Consider the following 16,548-nt stretch of genomic DNA (forward strand, 5'->3'; position numbering starts at 1 on the left):
TGTCATGACCGAACGACGCGTGCCTCGCGCCGTCGCCGACGAGCGGGCAGGCCCCGCAAGCGGCTCGCGCGGGCCGGATCGTGAAGGGCCGGTGTGGGGAACGATGATGGGTCCATGACCCAGAATGCTCCGACCGTCACCCTCGTCCGCGGTGACATCACCGAGCAGCACGCCGACGCGATCGTCAACGCCGCCAACTCCTCGCTGCTCGGCGGCGGGGGAGTCGACGGCGCGATCCACCGCAAGGGCGGTCCCGAGATCCTCGCCGCGTGCAGGGCCCTGCGTGCCTCCCACTACGGCAAGGGGCTCCCGACCGGGCAGGCCGTCGCCACCACGGCCGGACGCCTTGACGCGGAGCACGTCATCCACACCGTCGGGCCGGTCCACAGCGCCTCCGAGGACCGCTCGGGGCTGCTCGCCTCCTGCTACCGCGAATCGCTGCGCGTCGCGGCGGAGCTGGGCGCGCGGACCGTGGCGTTCCCGGCGATCTCCACGGGCATCTACGGGTGGCCCATGGACGACGGCGCCAGGATCGCCGTCCAAACCGTTCGCGAGGCCGCCGCGGCGCCGGTCGAAGAGGTGCGGTTCGTCCTGTTCGACGACGGCGCCTACGCGGCCTTCGAATCGGCCCTCTCATCCCCCGCCTGAGCCGCGCCGAGGTCCAGGCAGCCGGACGCTGATGTCGGATTCCTGCCAGCCACCCGTCCCCGACACCCGCCATCCTTGAGGCATGCACACCGACACCGAGCGATGCGTGCGCGCCGTCCGTTCCAAGGACGCGCGGTTCGACGGATGGTTCTTCACCGCCGTGCTGACCACCCGGATCTACTGCCGTCCCAGTTGCCCGGTGGTGCCGCCGAAGGCCGAGAACATGGTCTTCTACCCGAGCGCCGCCGCCTGCCAGCAGGCAGGTTTCCGGGCGTGCAAGCGGTGCCGTCCCGACACCAGCCCCGGCTCGCCAGAATGGAACGCCCGCGCCGACGCCGTCGCGCGGGCGGTCCGGCTCATCCAGGACGGTGTGGTCGACCGTGAGGGCGTGCCCGGCCTGGCGGCCCGGCTCGGCTACTCGACCCGGCAGGTCGAGCGCCAGCTGCTCGCCGAGCTCGGCGCGGGGCCGCTGGCCCTGGCCCGGGCGCAGCGCGCGCAGACGGCGCGGCTGCTCATCGAGACGACGCCGATACCGATGGCGGAGGTCGCCTTCGCGGCGGGTTTCTCCTCGATCCGCACGTTCAACGACACCGTCCGCGAGGTCTTCGCGCTCGCCCCGGGCGAGCTGCGGGCGAGGGCCGCCCGCGGGCGGGCTGCTGCCACGCCGACGCCCGGCGTCATCGCGCTCAGGCTCCCGTACCGCGCACCGCTCGAGCCCGGCAACCTCTTCGGGCATCTCGCGGCGACCGGCGTGCCCGGCGTGGAGGAGTGGCGGGACGGCGCGTACCGGCGCACGCTCACCCTCCCGTACGGGCACGGCATCGTCTCCCTCGCCCCGCACCCCGACCACATCGCCTGCCGGCTGTCGCTGACCGACCCGCGCGACCTCACCATCGCGATCAGCCGATGCCGCTGGATGCTCGATCTGGACGCCGACCCGGTCGCCGTGGACGACCAGTTGCGCGACGATCCGCTGCTGGCGCCGCTGGTCGGCAAGGCGCCCGGCCGACGGGTGCCGCGCACGGTCGACGCGGCCGAGTTCGCCGTACGGGCCGTGCTCGGCCAGCAGGTCTCCACGGCCGCCGCCCGCACCCACGCGGGCCGCCTCGTCCGGGCACACGGCGTGCCCGTGGAGGACCCGGAGGGTGGCCTGACCCACCTTTTCCCCGCGCCGGAGGCGCTGGCGTCACTCGACCCGGAGGCCCTGGCGCTGCCCCGCAGCCGCCGGGCGACCCTGACCACGCTCGTCGCCGCCCTCGCGGACGGCACGCTGAAGCTCGACCCCGGCAGCGACTGGGACAAGGCGCGCGCCCAACTCGCCGGCCTGCCGGGCTTCGGCCCCTGGACCGTGGAGGTCATCGCGATGCGTGCCCTCGGCGATCCCGACGCCTTCCTTCCCACCGACCTCGGCATGCGGCGCGCCGCGGCCGCACTCGGCCTGCCGTCCACGCCCGCCGCCCTCACCGCACGCGCGGCCGCCTGGCGGCCGTGGCGGGCCTACGCGGTCCAGTACCTGTGGGCATCGGACGACCACCCCATCAACCATCTTCCCGCGTAAGGAGACGGAACGGACATGACGACCCGGCAGCACACCGTCGTCGACAGCCCGTACGGCCCGCTGACCCTCGTCGCCACCGATGGCGTGCTCAGCGGGCTGTACATGACCGAGCAGCGACACCGCCCCGCGGAGGAGACCTTCGGCGAGGAGGACGAGCGGCCGTTCGGCGAGACGATCCGCCAGCTCGACGCCTACTTCGCCCGCGAACTCACCGAGTTCGACCTGCCGATGCACTTGTCGGGGACACCCTTCCAACGCAGCGTGTGGGAGCAGCTGTGCCGGATCCCGTACGGGCAGACCCGCACCTACGGCGAACTCGCGGAGAACCTCGGCAACCGGGGAGCGTCCCGCGCCGTGGGTCTCGCCAACGGCAAGAACCCGATCGGCATCATCGTGCCCTGCCACCGCGTCATCGGCTCGTCCGGCAGCCTCATCGGCTACGGCGGCGGCCTCGACCGCAAGCAGCGGCTGCTCACGTTCGAACGCGGCGGCTTCGACGACGCGCTCTTTCAGCCCGCCAGCCGCTCCAGCAGCGCCGGCAGCGCCGTCCCGATGGGCTCCCGTACAACCTCGTGGGCCAGCTCGTCGTAAGGCGTCGGCTCGGCGTTGACGACGATCAGCCGGGCCCCGTGCTCGGCCGCGATGCCTGCGAGGCCCGCCGCCGGCTGGACCTGGAGGCTGGTGCCGACGGCGACGAAGACCTGGCAGGCCTTGGTGACCGCGACGGCCTGACCCAGTACCGCCGGGTCGAGGCGCTGGCCGAACATCACGGTCGCCGACTTCAGGATCCCGCCGCACTCCAGGCACGGCGGGTCGTCCTCACCGGCCTCCACACGGGCGAGGGCGTCCTCCATCCGTCCGCGCGCATGGCACTTGGTGCACACGAAACTCCGTGCGCTGCCGTGCAGTTCGAGGACCTTGCGGGCGGGCAGCCCGGCGAGCTGGTGCAGGCCGTCCACGTTCTGCGTGATCACCCGCACCGGTACCCCGGACCGCTCGAGGTCGACGACCGCCCGGTGCGCCGCGTTCGGCTCGGCGTTCAGCGTCCGGTTCTTGCGCCGCATCTGCCACGACCGCCGCCGGATCTCCGGATCAGCCATGTAGTACTGGTACGTGACGAGCTTCTGCGCCTCCGGATCCTGCCGCCACAGCCCGTTGGGCCCGCGATAGTCAGGGATCCCGGAATCGGTGGAGACGCCGGCGCCACTGAGGATGGCGACGAGGGGCCGGTCATGGCGCGAGGTCGCTTCTGCCATTGCTCTGCTCCGTGGAGTGCCGGCGTCCCCTCACAACCGCGCCTGCCGAAGCCGCGCCCGGATCGCGGGGGCTGTCATATGTCCGAATGTACGCAGACGGCGCCACCGGTGGCGAACGGTTCGCGCGCCGGTGCTACCGTCCCGCCCATGGCCAAGGTCACGATCAGTCTGGATGCCGAACTCGTCGTCGAGGTCATGGTGCTGGCGGGCGTGGGCAGTCCGCAGGACGCCGTCGAGCTGGTCGTGCGCGACTACATCGCGCGGGGCCACCGCACGGAGGCGCGCGTGGCCGCCCGCGACGAGCCCCAGGGCAAGCGCGACGTCCAGCCGCCGGATCCCCAGGCGTGACCTGCGGGGCGACCGGTCAGGACACGGGCGGCAGCCCGTTGACCAGCTCGACCGTCCCGGTCCCCGCCTCCAGCGCGTCGAGGGCGGCCCGGACCCGGTGCCCGAGGGAACCGAGCAGATACCGGGGAAGGTCGTCCCTGGCCACCAGCCGCCAGGAGACCAGTTCCTCCTCCTGGAGCCGGATCGTCTTGAGACGTGCCTCCGTGAGCACACCGCCGTCGTACACGTACGCGGTGATCGGCGGCCGGCCCTCGCCCGGCACCCAGTCGACCACGAGCAGCGCTCCCGGCTCGACGTCGAGCCCGATCTCCTCCGCCGTCTCCCGCCGGGCGGCCTCGCGCGGGGTCTCGCCCCGATCGGACTCGATGGTGCCGCCCGGGAGCGTCCAGCCCTTGCGGTAATTGGGCTCCACCAGCAGCACGAGGCCCTCGTCGTTCCGCAGCAGCATCGCGGCCCCGGCGAGTACGCGGGGCAGGGAAGCGATGTACGCGGCGTAATCGGAGGTGGTCACGGCACGCAGCGTAGGACACATGGCGTTCCAGCGGGACTGGCATGCCCTCCGGTGCTGCCGATAAGGTCGGGGCGGCGCGACTGCCTGTTCGATAGCAAGGGATGCAAGGTGACGGACGGAGCAGTTACTCAGCCCGCGCGGGTGCTCGTCGCGGCTGACAAGTTCAAGGGCTCGCTCACGGCCGTACAGGTCGCGGAGCGGGTGACGGCCGGCCTGCGGCGGGTCCTGCCCGGGCTGGAGGTCGAGGCCCTGCCCGTCGCCGACGGCGGCGACGGCACGGTCGCGGCAGCGGTCGCCGCGGGCTTCGAACGCCGCGAGGTGCGGGTCACGGGGCCGCGCGGGGAGTCACTGACCGCGGCGTACGCCCTCCGGGACGGCACGGCGGTGGTCGAGATGGCTGAGGCCTCCGGCCTCCAGCACCTGCCGGCCGGCGTCTTCGCGCCGCTGACGGCCACGACGTACGGCTCCGGGGAACTCCTGCTCGCCGCGCTCGACGCGGGCGCGCGCACGATCGTCTTCGGTGTCGGCGGCAGCGCCACCACCGACGGCGGCGCGGGAATGCTAGCCGCGCTCGGCGCACGCTTCCTCGACGCCTCCGGAGCGCCGGTGCCACCCGGCGGGGGAGGCCTGCGCGAACTGGCGACGGCCGACCTGTCCGGTCTCGACGCCCGCCTCAAGGACGTCGACCTGATCCTGGCCAGCGACGTCGACAACCCACTGACGGGGCCGAAGGGCGCGCCGGCAGTGTACGGGCCCCAGAAGGGCGCCACGCCGGACGACGTGGCCCTCCTCGACGAGGCCCTCGCGCACTACGCGTCCGTCCTCGGCCCCGGACACGCGGACTCGCCCGGCGCGGGCGCGGCCGGCGGCATCGGCTACGGCGCACTCGTGGCGCTCGGCGCGAGCTTCCGGCCGGGCATCGAGGTCATGCTCGACGTCCTCGGTTTCGCCCCCGCGCTGGAGAGGGCGACCCTCGTCATCACCGGCGAGGGCTCCCTCGACGAGCAGACCCTCCACGGCAAGGCCCCGGCGGGCGTCGCGGCGGCGGCCCGCGCCCGCGGCATCGAGGTCGTCGCGGTCTGCGGCCGCCTGGCCCTCCCACCGGAGGCGCTGGACGACGCGGGCATCCGCCGCGCGTACGCCTTGTCGGCGCTCGAACCGGACCCGGCGAAGTCCATGTCCGAGGCGGGCCCCCTCCTGGAAGGCGTGGCGGAGTCGATCGCACGCGACTTCCTGAGCTGATCGCGCCCCGCCGCGCTTCCCCCACCCCGCCCCTTCCCGAATCCGGGGCAGGCGCCGGCCCCGGCCCCCTTCCCGGGGAGGGAGAGGGCTGGCGCCCCTACCCAGGCGGCACCTTCGCGCCGCGTGAGGTCCTGCGGCCCCGGCTGGGCACTGCTCGGGACGGTTATCTCCTGGCGGCGCCCGGGCCGGGACGGATCCCGGTCGTGATGAGGGCCCGCCCCCCACGGGCCCCTCTCCCAGGGACGGGGAGGGTATGGGGCCTGTGCCCCCACCAGGGCGGCAGCTTCGCGCCGGGTGAGGTCCTGCGGCCCGGCCCGCCGCCCCCTGGGGCGGCACTGCCCGTACAGCACGCCACCTCGGCCGGGCCTCGCCCGAAGACCGACACGTGCCCCGCGCAGCGCCACGCCACCGGAGCACGGCGTGTCTGCTGTGCCGGTGCACAACGTGGCTGTCCCGCCGCTGGTCAGGCGCAGCGAGTCCCGTGACAGCCGTGGACCGCGCACACCGCCCGGTGCTGGTGTTGGCCCCTGAGAGGCGAGCCGACCGTTGGCGAGCCGGACAAGGGGTTGCGTATGGCCGCCGCGTTGGAGGTGCGGGCGCTGTCCGTGGGGTACGGGCCCGTGCGGGCGTTGCGGGACGTCTCCGTCGAGGTGCCCGAGGGTGCCGTCGTCGCCGTGCTCGGCGGCAACGGCGCCGGCAAGTCCACCCTGCTGCGAGCGGTGTCACGCACACTGCCGTTCCAGCGTGGGCAAGTCACCGCCGGAAGCATCAGTTTCGAGGGCCGTCCGCTGGACGGTCTCAGCGCCGCCCGGGTCGTGGCGGCCGGAGTCGTCCAGGTGCCGGAGGGCCGCCAGGTCTTCGCACGGATGACCGTGGCGGACAATCTGCGGGCCGGCACGCTCGGGGTGCGCGGACGGCGGGAGTCCGCCGCCGCGCTCGCCCGCGTGCACGAGCTGTTCCCCGTGCTGGCCGACCGCGCCCAGCAGAAGGCCGGTCTCCTGTCCGGCGGTGAACAGCAGATGCTCGCGATGGGACGTGCGCTCATGGCGCGCCCCCGGCTGCTGCTCCTCGACGAGCCCTCGCTGGGCCTCGCCCCGCTCATGGCGGCGCGGATCGCGGAGACGATCAAGGAGATCAACGCCGCGGGCACGCCCGTGATGCTCGTGGAGCAGAACGCGGCGATCGCCCTGCGACTGGCTTCGAGGGCCTATGTCCTGGACGTCGGCGAGGTCGCGCTCGAGGGACCGGCCGACGAGCTGGCGGCATCGGACGAGGTCCGTCGCCGCTACCTCGGGGTCGTCGACGAGGATGCCGCGCAGGACGCCGTGCAGGCGCAGCACGCCGCGCCGACACTGCGGAGGTGGTCCGCATGAACGCGACGACGACCACGGCGATCGCACCGCTCGTCGTCGAGGAGGTGACGGTCCGCTTCGCCGGTCTCACCGCACTGGACGGAGTGTCCTTCACCGTCGAGCCGGGCAGCGTGCACGCCGTCATCGGGCCGAACGGGGCCGGCAAGTCCACCACGTTCAACGTGCTCTCGGGTGTGTACAGGGCGACGGAGGGCAGCGTCCGCTTCGGCGACGACGAGCTGACCGGTCTGCCGCCGCACCGCATCGCGGCCCTCGGTGTCGCCCGTACCTTCCAGAATCTCGCGCTGCCGCCCCGGGCGACGGTCGCCGACAGCCTGCTGCTCGGTCGGCACCGGCTCACTCGTACCGGGTTCGTCGCGGCGGGGCTGCGGCTGCCGTCGGCGGCCCGCGAGGAACGCCGGCACCGCGAACGCGTCGCGGAGATCGCCGAGTTCGTCGGCCTCGCGGACGACCTCGACCGGCCCGCCGGTGAACTCCCTTACGGAAAGCAGAAACTCGTGGAACTGGCCCGCGCCCTGTGCATGGAGCCGCGGATCCTGCTCCTCGACGAGCCCGTCGCGGGCATGACCGCCGACGAACGGCGGCAGACCGCCGCGGTCGTCGCGGGCGTCCGCGACAGCCTCGGTATATCGATCGTGCTCGTGGAACATGACATGGGGGTGGTGATGCGGCTCGCGGACGCCGTGACCGTGCTCGACTTCGGACGCCGTATCGCGGGCGGCACGCCCGCCGAGGTACAGGGTGATCCGGCGGTAGTGCAGGCGTACCTCGGTACGGAGGCCACGCCATGACCACGTTCACAGAACTTCTCCTCGGCGGGCTGTCCATCGGCTCCGTCTACGCGCTGATCGCCCTCGGCTTCGTCGTCATCTTCAAGGCGACGGAGGTCGTCAACTTCGCCCATGCCTCGCTGCTCCTCGCGGGCGGCTACATCACCGCCGTCCTCCACGACGACCTCGGCTTCTGGCCGGCGCTGGCCGTCGGGATCGCGGGCGCGGCGGTCGTCGGCTCCGCCGTCGACTTCCTGGTCATGCGCCGTTACCGGGGTTCCGACCACAGCGTCCTCGCCATCGTCACGATCGGTGTGGACATCCTGCTGACGACCGAGCTCACCCGGCTGATCGGCACGGACGTGATGGCGCTCGGCGACCCCTGGGGCGACCGGGTGGTGAACCTCGGCGAGATCACGATCGCGCAGACCCGGATCGCGGCGTTCGTCGCCGCCGCGCTCCTCATCACGGCGTTCCTGCTCGCCTTCCGCTACACCTCCTGGGGTGTGGCGATGCGGGCAGCGGCGGAGAACCCGCAGACGGCCGCGCTGATGGGCGTACGCCTCGGACGGGTCTCGATGTCGGCCTGGGCGGTCGCCGGCGCGCTCGCCGCCGTCGCCGCGCTGTTCCTGACGGTCTTCCCGACGCCCGGTCTGGAACGGGCCACCTCACTCGCCGCCCTCAAGGCGTTCCCCGCCGCGATCCTCGGCGGGCTGGACTCGACCACGGGTGCCCTGGCGGGTGGTCTGATCGTCGGGGTCACGGAGTCGTTCGCGACGGGCTACCAGAGCGAACTGACATTCCTGGGCGGGGGGATCGGGGACCTTGCCCCGTATCTGGTGATGCTGCTCGTGCTGTTGGCGCGGCCCGCCGGACTCTTCGGCACGAAGGAGCTCGCCCGTGTCTGACAACGACCGCCCAGGCTCCGCCGAGGGCGCAGAGCGCGTCGGGACCGCGAAGCCTTCTGTTCCCGCGCCGTCGGGCGAGGCCGCGAAGCCTTCCGTTCCCGCGCCGTCGGGCGAGGCCGCCGCGCCGGCGAAGACCGCCGACACCGCTCCCGTACCGCCCGGCGTTGCGGAGCCCGCGAAGGCCGCGTCAGAGGCCGCCCCTCCCGGCCGGGTGACCGGCGTACGGCAGGGGCCGCCATGGCGGCGCCCCCGCGCGTACCTCTGGTGCGCCCTGTCGCTCCTGCTCCTCGCGCTGCCCTTCTATCTCGACCGCTTCTGGCTCCAGGCAGGCCTCTTCGCCATGGCCGCAGCGATCGGCGCCATCGGCATCAACCTGCTCACCGGCGCGACGGGGCAGCTCTCCATGGGGCACGCCTTCTTCCTTGCCATCGGCGCGTACGGCTACTGCGTCCTGGCCGGCGGCAATGACGTGGAGAGCGGACACGAGTTGGCCGGTCTCGGCCTGCCGACGTGGCTGGCGGCCGTGCTCGCGGTACTCCTCGCGGGCCTGGCGGGCGGGGTGTTCAGCCCCATCGCAGGCCGGCTGCGCGGGGCGTACCTCGGTATCGCCACGCTCGCGCTGATCTTCGTCGGCCAGCATGTGCTGTTCAACGCCCGTGACCTGACCGGCGGTTTCAACGGCCGCGCCGTCCCCCCGCTCTCCCTCTTCGGATTCGAGTTCGACGACAGCGAGCTCCTCGTCGCCGCCGTCCCGTTCCAGTCCATGGAGAAGCTCTGGTACGCCGCGCTCGTCGCCCTCCTGGTGTGCGGCCTCTTCGCCCGCGGAGTGCTTCGCGGCCGGCCCGGCAGGGCGATGAACGCCCTGCGGGACCACCGCATCGCCGCCGGCGTGATGGGCGTGCCGGTCGCCCGCTACCGGGCCGCCGTCTTCGTCCTGTCCTCGATGTACGCGGGTCTCGCCGGCGTCCTGCTGGCCCTGATCTTCCAGCGGACCGTGCCCGAGTACTTCGGCATGATCCTTTCCCTCGAGTACCTGGCCATGATCGTCATCGGCGGTCTCGGCTCGGTCGCGGGAGCCGTCGTCGGCGCGATCTTCGTCTCGCTGCTCCCCCAGGTCCTCACTCGCTGGAGCGACGCCCTGCCCCTGGTCTCCGCACCGGGCACCGGCGGCGTGTCCCCCGGGGAGGCCTCCCGCTATCTGTACGGCGCGGCTGTCGTCGCGGTCGTGCTGTTCCTGCCCGGCGGACTCACCCGCCTCGTTCCGTCCCCTCGGGAGAAGAAATGAAGTCAAGAACGTACGCGGCGGTCCTCGCCGTCCTCGCGCTGACGGTGACGGCCGGTTGCAGCAGCAAGGCCACCAGCGGCGACGGTGACACCAACGGCGCCGGGGGAGTCAAGACCGACAAGGGGGTCACGGACAAGGCGATCACGCTCGGTGTGCTCACCGACATGACGGGCGTGTACGCGTCCCTCGGCAAGAGCGTCACCCAGGCCCAGCAGCTGTGGGCGAAGCAGACCAACGCGGCCGGCGGCATCTGCGACCGGAAGATCGAGCTGACGGTCCGCGACCACGGCTACGACCCGCAGAAGGCCGTCGCCGGCTACACCGAGCTGGAGCCGAAGGTGCTCGGCTTCGCGCAGTTCATCGGCTCGCCGTTCGTCGCGGCGGTCAAGGAGCGCGTCAACGGCCAGGACAAGGGGCTCGTACTGCCCCAGGCGTGGTCCGCGAGCCTGCTGGGCAGCCCGTACGTCCGGGTCCTCGGCGCCACGTACGACGTCGAGACGATCAACGCCGTCGACTACCTCCTCGCCGAGAAGCGCATCGCCAAGGGCGACAAGATCGGTCACGTCTTCTTCGAGGGCGACTACGGCGAGAACGCGCTTGCCGGCTCCAAGTACGCGGCCCGGAAGGCGGGCCTCACGGTCGTGGAGCAGAAGATCAAGCCGACCGACAACGACATGTCGGCGCAGGTCGCGGCCCTGAAGAAGGCCGGCGTCAAGGCGATCCTGCTCAGCGCGGGTCCCCGGCAGGCGGCGTCCCTGGCCGGTGTGGCGGCGGCGGGCGGCTTCAACGTCCCGATCGTCGGCAACAACTCCGCGTTCGCGCCCCAGCTGCTGGCGACGCCGGCTGGTCCGGCGCTCGCCAAGGACTTCTACATCGCCTCCTCCACGCTCCCGATCGGCGCGCCGGAGCCCGGGCCGTCGAAGCTGGCCAAGGAGTACGCGGCCGAATACCCGAAGGACGGGCTCGACAACGGTGTGGTCGCCGGCTACACGGCGGCGACGGTCTTCGGCGAGGCGCTGAAGAAGGCGTGCGCCGACAAGGATCTGACGCGGGAGGGCGTCGACAAGGCGCTGCTGACGCTCAACGCGTACAAGAGCGACTTCGGTATCACCCACGACCTCTCGGATCCGGCGGCGCCGTCCACCCGTGAGAGCTTCATCATGAAGCCGGACAAGTCCGTGCCGGGCGGCCTGAAGGTGGTCCGGCCGGGGACGGCGTCGGAGGCGGCCAAGTCCTTCCAGCCGTCGGCGTCGTAGCCCGTCACAACGCCGCTCGCCGCTCGCCCCTCGTCCCCCGGCTCATGGGGGCGAGGGGCGAGGGCGTCCCGTGGCGACGGCTACGGCCACCGCGACGGGGAGTTCTCGCCGTAGGGAACGATCGTGCCCGCCCCCGGTCGACGCCGCGGGCGGCACCTACAGGTCGCCGGAGGCGGCGAACCGCACATCTACGGTCGCGGGGGAGGCCCGCCGCCTTCGGTCCGAACCCCCGTGGCGGACCGCCGGCGCGCCGACCCCGCCAGAACTATCGCCGAGCCGGCTCACCCTCGCCATGGGGACAAGTACGTATTGACGGCCGGACATCCGCTGGCCACGGTCCGCTCCGCTACGGCAAGCTGCTCCGTACGCCACGCTCGATCGCCGCGTGGCGCCCTCTGCCCAGGCAGAGGGACGCGAAAGGCAGAGGGATGTCCGACCCGGCAGAAAACGACTACGCACGCATGCTGGAACTGGCCGTGAGTCTCCTGGAGACCAGGGACCCGAATCATCTGTGGCGTGCTGTGGCGGAGGAACTGATGCGCGCGCTCGGCGGGGACGTGGTGGTCGCCAAGGACTCCGAGTGGGCCGCGGACGACGGGCCCGTGCGGGCGTGGCGAAGAGGCGCGGGCAGCGCGGCTGACGTCCCCTCGCGCCGGGCCGTACGCCTCATCCGCGCGGGCTACCCCTTCGCCGGGCACTACGGCACCGGGCAGGACCGCGCACCCCGAACGGCGGCCCAGCTCACCGGCGCCCGGTGGCGGAACAGCGAGACCGCGAGCGTCCTCCGCCAGTGCCTCGGGACCGATCACATGCTGGGCCTGCCCCTGCCCGGCCGGGGCCACCCGGTGCGGGGCTTCCTGATCCACCGCGCCGGCCCCGACTTCGACGAGCGGGCCCTGCGGTACGCGGCGGCCGTCCAGCCGCTGCTGCGCGCGGCCGCGGCCCAGCACGAACTGCTCAGCGGCTACGCGGTGCCGGGCATGGCGGGCGGAGACCGCGGTGCGGCATGCCCGTCCGACGCGCGGACGGCCGACCTCGGCCTCACCCCGCGGGAGACCGCGGTCCTGCGGCTGCTCGCCGAGGGCCTGCCCGCGCAGACCATCGGCCGTCGACTGCACGTGTCGGTGCGGACCGTGCACAAGCATCTGCAGAGCATCTACCGGAAGCTGGAGGCTCCGGACCGTCTCAGCGCCGTGCTGCACGCGCAGCGGCTCGGCCTGCTCGACCCGGACGTCCCGCGCGACGTACCGGCGCCCGCGTGCAGCGGGTGAGGGCGCCGGCGCGTGCAACGGGCGAGGCCCGGATGCGGAAGTCATCCGGGCCTCGACACGATCAGGAGGTGCCGCACGGGATGTGCGATCAGCGTCCGTCGCCGGGCCGGTCGTCAGGGCCGCACTTGTCCGGGGTCAGGTCGTACTGCACGCAAGCGGTGACCTTCACGACGTAGTTGCTCGTGGAGGAGTCGCTGTAGGTGGTCTCTCCCTGGCCCTTCGTGTTCCAAAGGCGCAGGCCCTTGGTGTTCTTGCGGTCGAACTCCGAGTAGACGGCGTTGCCGTCCCCCTCTCGTCGCGCACGGCAACGTTCTTGTTGCCGGACGGCTGCCAGCTGTAGGCGTAAGAGATGTGGATGTTCGGGTTGGTGTGGTGGTTGAGCCTGGACGTGACGTCTTCGCCGGCGTCGGCGTAGGCCGGCGATGCCCCCGCGACGGCGCCGAGCATGGCAACGGCCATGGCGGCCTTCTTGGCGTTCCTGGATATCTGCATGACTTCTCCCCTTTGACGCAGCAAGCAACAGCCGCGATTGGCGGTCAGCACGATGAAGGCCCTCAGATATGACGCATCCATGGGGAGAGCAACGCGAGGCAGGTCAGGCCGAGCGGCTTCGATTCGTAGGGCCCACATGGAAACGAGAAAAGGTTTTCCTCGCGAACCAGTGCAAGATCACATGCCAAAGCAGACGGCAGGCAAGCGCACATTCCGGGGGCTCGGATCAGCGCTCCTCGGCAGGTCGTACCGATCCTTCTCCGGGCCGGCGGTTGAGGCATTCCTGGCGGTCCGCGGTGGCTGTCGCACCGTCAAGAGGCTTGCGCAGCAGGCAAATCAGCGTGTCGCACATCACAGGCCCGGGCTCATGCGCACCGTTTCGGTCGGCCCGACTCCGCTTCACCGGGCAATGGAAACCCATCGAGATCCTGAGGTCCGATTGCCATTGTGGCGCAAACGTGCACAGGCCGAGGGTAACTGGGTTGCTTTCTTTTGCGTGTTGATCGCCTTCGCCTAATATCGGCACTGATCGCGAGAGGCTGACCTCTCTCGCGCCACGGGGGACGATTCACGGGGGCGCTGTTTCATGCTCGCCGGAAAAGCCCGCCATCCGCGGGACAGGGGGTTCGCCTCTGCCCTGCAGCGCCACCGCGACGTCGCACGGTGACGCGGCAACAGCTACCCGAGGGCACATCACGTGAGCAACAACTCCGACACCGGGCACGCGCCCGACCCAGTACTCCACATCAAGGATTTGAACTACTCGGTCCGGAACCGGACCCTGTTCAAGGGCCTGCGGCTCACTGTCCGTGCCGGCGAGTCGGTGGCGATCACGGGTCCGAGCGGCTCGGGCAAGAGCACGCTGCTCTCGTCGATCCTCGGTCTGATCACGCCGCACGGCGGAAGCATCAGGGTCGCCGGTGCGGAAGTGACCAAGCTGCGGGGCAAGCGGATCGCGAAGCTGCGCAGCGAGACGATCGGCACCGTCTTCCAGTTCGGGGAGCTGCTGCCCGAACTCAGCCCGCTGGACAACGTGGCGCTGGCGGCGCTGTTGTCGCGTTCCGACCGGGCCGGCGGGTACCGCCAGGCGCAGGAACTGCTGGACGAACTACGCGTTCCGAGGGCCGAGACGACGGAGGAACTCTCCGGAGGCGAGCTTCAGCGGACAGCGGTGGCCCGTGCGCTGATCAACTCGCCCGAGCTGATCCTGGCCGACGAGCCCACCGGCTCCCTCGACCCTGACGCCACTGCCCGCATCGCGGAGCTGCTCTTCGATGTCCCTCGGCGGCGCGGGTGCGGTCTGGTGCTGGTGACGCACGATGCCGAGGTTGCCGCACGGGCGGACCGGGTGCTGCGTCTCGAGGCCGGTCTGCTGGTTCCTGCCCCGGTGCGGGAAGCGGTGGAGGCGTGAACGGGGCGAGACATGGCCGCCTGTCACTTCAGCTGCTCCGTACAGGGCGCGACGCGGGTCGACGCTCGCAGGCGGCCGGAACCAGGGCCGCGGCCCTGGCGCTCTCGGCCTTCGCCGTCGCACTGTGCCTCGGCCTGTTGGCGATGGTCCACGCCTCCTATGCCGGCAAGGAACTGCGGCGTGACGCCAGGACGCCGGCCCAGCAGGCGGAGCAATCACCGGCAACCGGGGCCACGTTGTGGCTGGTCGGCTCGGACGCGCTGAAAGGGCAGCGGAGTTTCAGCGTCGTCTTCATCGCGCCGCATACGCCCGATGCCCCACTTCCTCCAGGCGTGGATCGTTGGCCGGGGCCGGGCGAGGCCGTTCTGTCCCCCGGTCTGCTGGCAGCCGGCGCCGCGGAGGGGATCGCCGAGCGTTACGCAAAGCTCTCGGGCACGATCGGGCAGGAGGGGTTGGACGACCCGGGGGAGTGGCTCGCCTATGTCAGGCCCGCCAAGGGCATGAAGCCCGAGGCGCCGATCGAGGCCGTCGTCGGATTCGGGCCGAAGGCAGGCATACCGGCTGAAGGCTTGCAGGCCGGAACGGGACGCGACAACGACAAGCCGGAGTGGATGTTCCACGGCCTCGTCATCGGCCTGCTGCTCGTACCGAGTCTCGTGCTCCTGTTCACCGCACTCCGTGCCGGGGCACATGGGCGGGACCGCAGGGGCGCCCTGGTCGACGCACTGGGAGGACTCAGGCGCGACCGCGCCCTGATCGCCGTGGGCGAGGCGGTGCGACCGGTGACGTGGGGAGCCCTCGCGTCGATGCCGTTCTTCGCCGTGGCCGCGTACGTCGACGTCCGGGTCCCGTTCGTCGGCTACGTGATGTCGTCCGCCGACGTGCGTCGGCACGGCTGGCCGGTACTGCTCACTCCCGTGGCCGTCATCGTGACGGCGCTCGCCCTCGCCGTCATCAGCGACCGTCTGTCCAGCAGGGGTGAGGGGACCCGGCCCGCCGGCGCGAGCAGGCCACGCCGACAGCGGTACCTCGCGGTTCTCTGCGCGCCGGCGATCCTGCTCGCAAGCCGCGGTCCGGAACTCGCCGGCGACAGTACGCAGAACCGGGCATGGATCAGCTGGATCGGCCTTGCCCTCGTCGTACTCACCCTGCCGGCCGCAACCTCAGTCGTCGCGGCCGGGCTCGGGGGAAGCCTGGAGCGGGCAGGGCGACAGCGAGGGTGGGCCGGTGCCCTGATCGCGGGCCGCCGTATCAGCCGCTGCCCGGCGGCCACGGCCCGTCTGATCACCGGTGTGACCGTTGCGCTGATCGTCTTCATGCAGGCCCTCGCCTGGCAGGCGATGTTCGGGACCTACCACGCAGAAATGGAGAAGATCCTCGGCGCCGCCGAGAGGGATGTGGCCGAGATCGGCCCCAGGGGGACGGTCTCCGCCGGGGAGGCCGCCGCCTATCTCGAGTCGTTTCCCGACGGCGATGTGCCGGTCGTCGTCGCGCCTCCCCGCACCGCCGCTGACGGCCCCGTCACCATCAGCGGCGGATGTGTCGCTCTCGAGAGCCTTCGGCTGCCGTGCTCGCCCGCACCGGCCCGCGTCGATGTCGCTCTCGATCGGCGCCTGCAGCAGTTGCTCCGCTGGAACACGGAGGGCGGCACCTATCTGAAGGTCGTCCGGGCCGACCACGCCGAGCTGGCCGAGCAGATCGTGCGGAGCGCCAACACCCTGGCGGTGGTGAGGGCCGATGGGGGCGTCCCTGCCGTCGCGGCTCTCAAGGAATCCTCCTACCGGGCCTATCCTCGCGGCGCCCAGGTCCGTTTCCCCGGGGAGGAGTGGCTGGCGGACGGCATTCCGGACCGGGACCAGGGCCGGTGGACCCGGCTGTTCGGTGTGCTGGGGACGGGGATCCTCGTGCTCGCCGTCGGCCTCGGCGGCAGGGCCGAGTTCCTGCGCCAGGGCCGGGCGATGGCCCCGCTGACCGGCGGGTACCGCGTCTTCCGCAGCTGCGCGGCCTGGACGATCGTCGCGCCGCCGGCGCTCGCCGCGTCGGCGGGTTGCGTCGTCGCTGCCTGGACCGCACGACCCGTCGCCCGGCCGGGAATGGCCTACTACGTCCCCTGGGACCTCATGGCGACCGCCGTCTCAGTGGTGCTCGCCGTGTCCGCCGTGATGGGGCTGTGGGCCGCCCGGAGCGCCGGACAGCAGGCCCGCGCCTGGCGGGCCTAG

General features: G+C 72.0%; 16 protein-coding genes. 13 read left to right on the top strand and 3 right to left on the bottom strand.

What is annotated here, in order from left to right; all coding sequences use genetic code 11:
- Positions 1-114 precede the first annotated feature (114 nt).
- From MDN94_RS21210 to MDN94_RS21220, 3 genes are all read left to right on the top strand, one after another.
- Positions 115-648, top strand: a complete 534-nt coding sequence (locus tag MDN94_RS21210; protein WP_482727464.1) for an O-acetyl-ADP-ribose deacetylase — start codon at positions 115-117, stop codon at positions 646-648.
- Positions 649-730: 82 nt separating this feature from the next.
- The gene (locus tag MDN94_RS21215) at positions 731-2,206 is read left to right on the top strand and encodes an AlkA N-terminal domain-containing protein (protein WP_482727465.1); all 1,476 of its coding nucleotides are present in this window, start codon (positions 731-733) and stop codon (positions 2,204-2,206) included.
- 15 nt (positions 2,207-2,221) lie between these two features.
- The gene (locus MDN94_RS21220) at positions 2,222-2,797 is read left to right on the top strand and encodes a methylated-DNA--[protein]-cysteine S-methyltransferase (RefSeq protein WP_482727466.1); all 576 of its coding nucleotides are present in this window, start codon (positions 2,222-2,224) and stop codon (positions 2,795-2,797) included.
- Here MDN94_RS21220 and MDN94_RS21225 read toward each other — a convergent pair.
- The gene (locus MDN94_RS21225; protein WP_482727467.1) at positions 2,716-3,462 is read right to left on the bottom strand and encodes an SIR2 family NAD-dependent protein deacylase; all 747 of its coding nucleotides are present in this window, start codon (positions 3,460-3,462) and stop codon (positions 2,716-2,718) included. The genes MDN94_RS21220 and MDN94_RS21225 overlap by 82 nt on opposite strands.
- Before the next feature lie 147 nt (positions 3,463-3,609).
- Here MDN94_RS21225 and MDN94_RS21230 point away from each other — a divergent pair, with 147 nt between their 5' ends.
- On the top strand, positions 3,610-3,810 hold the full coding sequence (locus tag MDN94_RS21230; protein WP_189464463.1) for a type II toxin-antitoxin system VapB family antitoxin: 201 nt from the start codon (positions 3,610-3,612) through the stop codon (positions 3,808-3,810).
- Between the two features lie 16 nt (positions 3,811-3,826).
- Here the strand turns inward: MDN94_RS21230 and MDN94_RS21235 are convergent, their stop codons facing one another.
- The gene (locus MDN94_RS21235; protein WP_482727468.1) at positions 3,827-4,321 is read right to left on the bottom strand and encodes an NUDIX domain-containing protein; all 495 of its coding nucleotides are present in this window, start codon (positions 4,319-4,321) and stop codon (positions 3,827-3,829) included.
- Positions 4,322-4,429: 108 nt separating this feature from the next.
- On the opposite strand from MDN94_RS21235, the gene MDN94_RS21240 reads away from it, so the two are divergent.
- The 7 genes from MDN94_RS21240 (at position 4,430) to MDN94_RS21270 (ending at position 12,426) form a co-directional block, all read left to right on the top strand.
- The gene (locus MDN94_RS21240; protein WP_482727469.1) at positions 4,430-5,563 is read left to right on the top strand and encodes a glycerate kinase; all 1,134 of its coding nucleotides are present in this window, start codon (positions 4,430-4,432) and stop codon (positions 5,561-5,563) included.
- Positions 5,564-6,135: 572 nt separating this feature from the next.
- Positions 6,136-6,936: an ABC transporter ATP-binding protein gene (locus MDN94_RS21245; protein ID WP_482727470.1), complete on the top strand. Its 801-nt coding sequence runs from the start codon at positions 6,136-6,138 to the stop codon at positions 6,934-6,936.
- Complete coding sequence (locus MDN94_RS21250) at positions 6,933-7,727, top strand: ABC transporter ATP-binding protein (protein ID WP_441261649.1); 795 nt, start codon at positions 6,933-6,935, stop codon at positions 7,725-7,727. Before MDN94_RS21245 ends, MDN94_RS21250 begins: the two co-directional genes overlap by 4 nt.
- Positions 7,724-8,614 carry a branched-chain amino acid ABC transporter permease gene (locus MDN94_RS21255; RefSeq protein WP_005309543.1) on the top strand — a complete coding sequence of 297 codons (891 nt, stop codon included), beginning with the start codon at positions 7,724-7,726 and terminating at the stop codon, positions 8,612-8,614. Before MDN94_RS21250 ends, MDN94_RS21255 begins: the two co-directional genes overlap by 4 nt.
- Positions 8,615-8,825: 211 nt before the next feature.
- Complete coding sequence (locus MDN94_RS21260; RefSeq protein ID WP_441261967.1) at positions 8,826-9,899, top strand: branched-chain amino acid ABC transporter permease; 1,074 nt, start codon at positions 8,826-8,828, stop codon at positions 9,897-9,899.
- Entirely contained in the window at positions 9,896-11,155 is a 1,260-nt protein-coding gene (locus tag MDN94_RS21265; protein WP_482727471.1) for an ABC transporter substrate-binding protein, read from the top strand. The genes MDN94_RS21260 and MDN94_RS21265 overlap by 4 nt, the downstream gene beginning before the upstream one ends.
- A 428-nt stretch (positions 11,156-11,583) precedes the next feature.
- A complete protein-coding gene (locus tag MDN94_RS21270) occupies positions 11,584-12,426 on the top strand; it encodes a helix-turn-helix transcriptional regulator (protein ID WP_482727472.1) in 843 nt (280 codons plus the stop codon).
- Between the two features lie 165 nt (positions 12,427-12,591).
- On the opposite strand, the gene MDN94_RS21275 is transcribed toward MDN94_RS21270, so the two are convergent.
- Positions 12,592-12,918, bottom strand: coding sequence for a hypothetical protein (locus MDN94_RS21275; RefSeq protein WP_482727473.1), 327 nt, complete (start codon positions 12,916-12,918; stop codon positions 12,592-12,594).
- 697 nt (positions 12,919-13,615) lie between these two features.
- Here MDN94_RS21275 and MDN94_RS21280 point away from each other — a divergent pair.
- Complete coding sequence (locus MDN94_RS21280) at positions 13,616-14,329, top strand: ABC transporter ATP-binding protein (RefSeq protein WP_482727474.1); 714 nt, start codon at positions 13,616-13,618, stop codon at positions 14,327-14,329.
- On the top strand, positions 14,326-16,548 hold the full coding sequence (locus MDN94_RS21285; RefSeq protein ID WP_482727475.1) for a hypothetical protein: 2,223 nt from the start codon (positions 14,326-14,328) through the stop codon (positions 16,546-16,548). Before MDN94_RS21280 ends, MDN94_RS21285 begins: the two co-directional genes overlap by 4 nt.

Source organism: Streptomyces sp. WAC00040, from assembly GCF_056835925.1.